A 3,658-nucleotide genomic window follows, 5' to 3' on the forward strand; every position below is an offset into this window, starting at 1 on the left:
ACCGATCATCACGACGGACGCGCGGCACCGCGCGGACGCCAAGAGCGGTCTGATCACGCTCGTGGAGCACGCCCTGATGGCCCGGCTCAAGTAAGCACAAGTCGGTATTGCCATACGGTAGTTACCGTAGTCGGACGGGGGTGGGCTGTGTCCTTTGACACGATCCACCCCCGTATTCATAACGTTTCGAAAGAGAATTGCCCCGCGTTCGACACCCGCCGCATCCGAACGGTGCCACTGCGCTCACCTGAGCCCCGCCTTTTGACGGGGCTCGTTCTTTATGCCCGTTTTATCTGAGGCCTGCGCCACTCGGAATGACAGGTTCCGACTGTTTGGAACGCGACCGGTCCCCGTGCTGGAATTCGACGAACTCCCGAGTAGTACGGCCCTGAACGAAATACGGCACAACGTAGGTGCCGACGCCGAGAGGTTGTTGGTCGAGTGAGGCGAGGCAACGCGGGCTCCACGGCGCGGCAGGAGCGGGGCAACTTCACCCCGCCGCCGCGCGCCGCGGCGTCCTTCGCGGACGCGTCCGGTACGGCGGTGCCTGACGGCGGCTCCAGCCGGCTGTCGCCGCGCAACTGGCGGGTGCCCACCCGGCTGAACGCGATTCTCCTGATCCCCGTCCTGGTCGGCCTGGTCATGGGCGGATTCCAGGTGAAGGGGTCGATCGACACCTGGCGCGAGGCCCAGGACGCCGAGAAGACCGCGCTGATCGTGCGCGCTGCCGCCGAGTACGGCCAGGCGCTGCTGAACGAGCGGGACCTCTCCGCCCAGCCGCTGCTGTCCAACAAGCGGGACGCCGACATCGTCGGGGAGGCCCGGGCCACCACCGACGCGGCCGCGAAGAAGTTCGACGCGGCCGTGAAGGGCATGCCCGAGAAGCAGGGCCTGGAGCGGCGCCTTCAGCTGCTCCGGCTGGAGGAGCCCACTCTTCCCGAGCTGCGCAAGGCCGCCTTCGCCGAGGCCATGGACCCGGTGAAGACGGAGGAGGGCTACGTCAAGGTCCAGCACTCGCTGATGGAGTTCAGCAACGAGCTGGGCCTGGGCACCGGCAACATCACCAGCTACGGCCGTACGGTCTACGCGATCGAGCTCGCCAAGGCTGCAGAATCGCTTCAGCGCTCCATCGGCATGCACCTGCTGGTGCGTCCGAGCCAGGAGAAGGCCAAGTTCGACGCCCAGGTCAAGGCCTTCGGCTCGTACAACTACCTGGAGCAGATCGCGCTCGGCGAGTTCGTCTCCGGCGGTACGGAGGCCGACGCGGCCCGGCTGAAGCAGGTCCTGTCCGCCAAGGCGGACGAGGGCGCGCGGGAGCTGAAGCAGGCCAAGAAGGAGGCCGACGCGGCGGGAACCCCGTTCGTCGCCCCGCCCAGCATCGACGGCTCGGTCTTCGACGGCATGGCCCAGCAGATCGGGCAGGGCAAGTCGCCCGAGAAGCTGGCCGCGAAGGGCATCACGCCGGAGACCTGGATGGCGGCCGCCACCGCCAAGTTCGACGGCTACACCACGGTCCAGGACGAGCTCGTCGACAAGGCGGTGGCCGAGGCCGCGGACATCTCGTCCGGCGCCAGGAACGACGCCGTTGTCAATGCCGCGGTCGTGGTCGTCGCCCTGCTGGCCGCCTTCGTGCTGGCCGGGCTCATGGCCCGGCAGATGAGCCGCTCGATGCGCCGGCTGCGTACCGCCGCCTTCGGGATCGCCGAGCAGCGGCTGCCGATGCTGGTCGACCAGCTCTCCCGGGCCGAGCCGGGCCGGGTCGACACCCGGGTCCAGCCGATCCCGATCCACAGCCGCGACGAGATCGGCGAGGTCGCCCGCGCCTTCGACCAGGTGCACCGCGAGGCGGTCCGGCTGGCGGCCGAGCAGGCCATGCTGCGGGGCAACGTCAACGCGATCTTCACCAATCTCTCCCGCCGCAACCAGTCGCTGATCGAGGGCCAGCTGACCCTCATCACCGACCTGGAGAACAACGAGGCCGACCCGGACCAGCTGGAGAACCTCTTCCGGCTGGACCACCTGGCCACCCGCATGCGCCGCAACGGCGAGAACCTCCTGGTGCTGGCCGGCGAGGAGCCCGGCCGCCGCTGGAACCAGCCGGTCCCGCTGGTCGACGTGCTCCGGGCCGCCGCCTCCGAGGTGGAGTCGTACGAGCGCATCGAGCTCGCCGGGGTACCCGAGACCGAGATCCACGGCCAGTCGGTCACCGACCTCGTGCACCTGCTGGCCGAGCTGCTGGAGAACGCCACCACGTTCTCCTCGCCGCAGACCAAGGTGCGGGTCACCGCGACCCGGCTGCCCGACAGCCGCGTGATGATCGAGATCCACGACAAGGGCATCGGCCTCACCGCCGAGGACTTCGCCGACATCAACCACAAGCTGGCCAACCCGCCGACCGTGGACGCCGCGGTGTCGCAGCGGATGGGTCTGTTCGTGGTCGGCCGGCTCTCCGACCGGCACGGCATCCGGGTCCAGCTGCGCCCCTCGGGCGAGCAGGCCGGAACCACCTCGCTGGTCATGCTGCCGGACGCGATCACCCACGGCGGCGGTGGCGAACCGCCCGCCGCGGCCGACGACTTCACCGTCTCCTCGATCATTCCGGAGCAGCAGGGCTTCGAACAGCAGCCGTCCCAGCCGCACCTGCGCACGGCGGCGGAGCTGGGCTTCGACGACTCGCGCTACGAACAGCCCTCGGCGGACTCGGCCCAGCTGGACCCGGTGGGCCGTTCGCTGATGCGTGGGGAGCGCCGGGCGGCGCTGGAGGCGCAGACGGCGGGCGAGCACCCGCAGTTCCCGCAGGACCCGTACGCCGAAGGCCAGTACACCGAAGGCCAGTACACCGACGGCGGGTACGCCCGGAACGGGTACGGCCAGGAGCCGCAGCAGGAGCGGTACGAGCAGGCTCCGTACCAGGGCGGCTACGAGCCCTACCCCGCCGACGCGGGCGTCGGCGGGCAGCCCGGACAGGCTCCGGCCGGTGGTTATACGGAGGGCGGGTACGCCGCCGGTGAGACCCCGCAGCCGTCCTACGAGGAGCAGTTCGCTCCCCGGTCCCAGCAGGACGACTGGCCGGATCAGGCCGCTTACCAGGGTCCGTACGAGCCCTCGGCACCGGCGGAAGCGGAATCCGTCCCGAGCGCCCCCGCCGAGCCGCAGGAGCGCGTAGGCTTCGACCGTCCGGGGCCCACGCCCGACTCCGGTCACGAGCTGACCGAAGCCGGTCTGCCGCGCCGGGGCGGTCAGCAGCACTGGCAGCCCACCGGCCGCGGGAACAGCCGGCCCGTCGCCGCGCAGCAGCAGCCGCCGCAGGAGGAAGTGCCGCAGCAGCCGTCGCCCGCGCAGCAGGACGGAAACGGCTCCGACGACTGGCGCTCGGCCAACGACGAGCGCTGGGAGCGGGCCGAGAAGCTCCGGGAGCCGAAGGCGGGCGGGATCACCCCGTCCGGTCTCCCCCGGCGGGTGCCCAAGGCCAATCTGGTCGAGGGCACGGCCGAGCAGACCTTGCAGGGCGGCCCCCAGGTTTCCCGCGCCCCCGAGGACGTCCGCGGCAGGTTGAGCAACCTGCGGCGGGGCGTGCTCCGGGGACGCAGCGCGGGTTCGGACGACAGTAATACCTACGACCAGGAGCGTTAGTGTGAGCCCGATGAGCCAGGCGGCG

At 70.5% G+C, this 3,658-nt stretch carries 1 protein-coding gene and 1 pseudogene; both read left to right on the forward strand.

Features of this window, described 5'->3' with window-relative positions; translation table 11 throughout:
• A pseudogene (locus EES42_RS00810) lies at positions 1 to 94 on the forward strand (ATP-binding protein); the annotation flags it as partial.
• Positions 95 to 441: 347 nt separating this feature from the next.
• Positions 442 to 3,633, forward strand: a complete 3,192-nt coding sequence (locus tag EES42_RS00815) for a sensor histidine kinase (RefSeq protein ID WP_124716174.1) — start codon at positions 442 to 444, stop codon at positions 3,631 to 3,633.
• The last annotated feature ends 25 nt before the right edge of the window (positions 3,634 to 3,658 follow it).

It is taken from the genome of Streptomyces sp. ADI95-17, assembly GCF_003846175.1.
GTDB classification, from domain to species: domain Bacteria; phylum Actinomycetota; class Actinomycetes; order Streptomycetales; family Streptomycetaceae; genus Streptomyces; species Streptomyces sanglieri.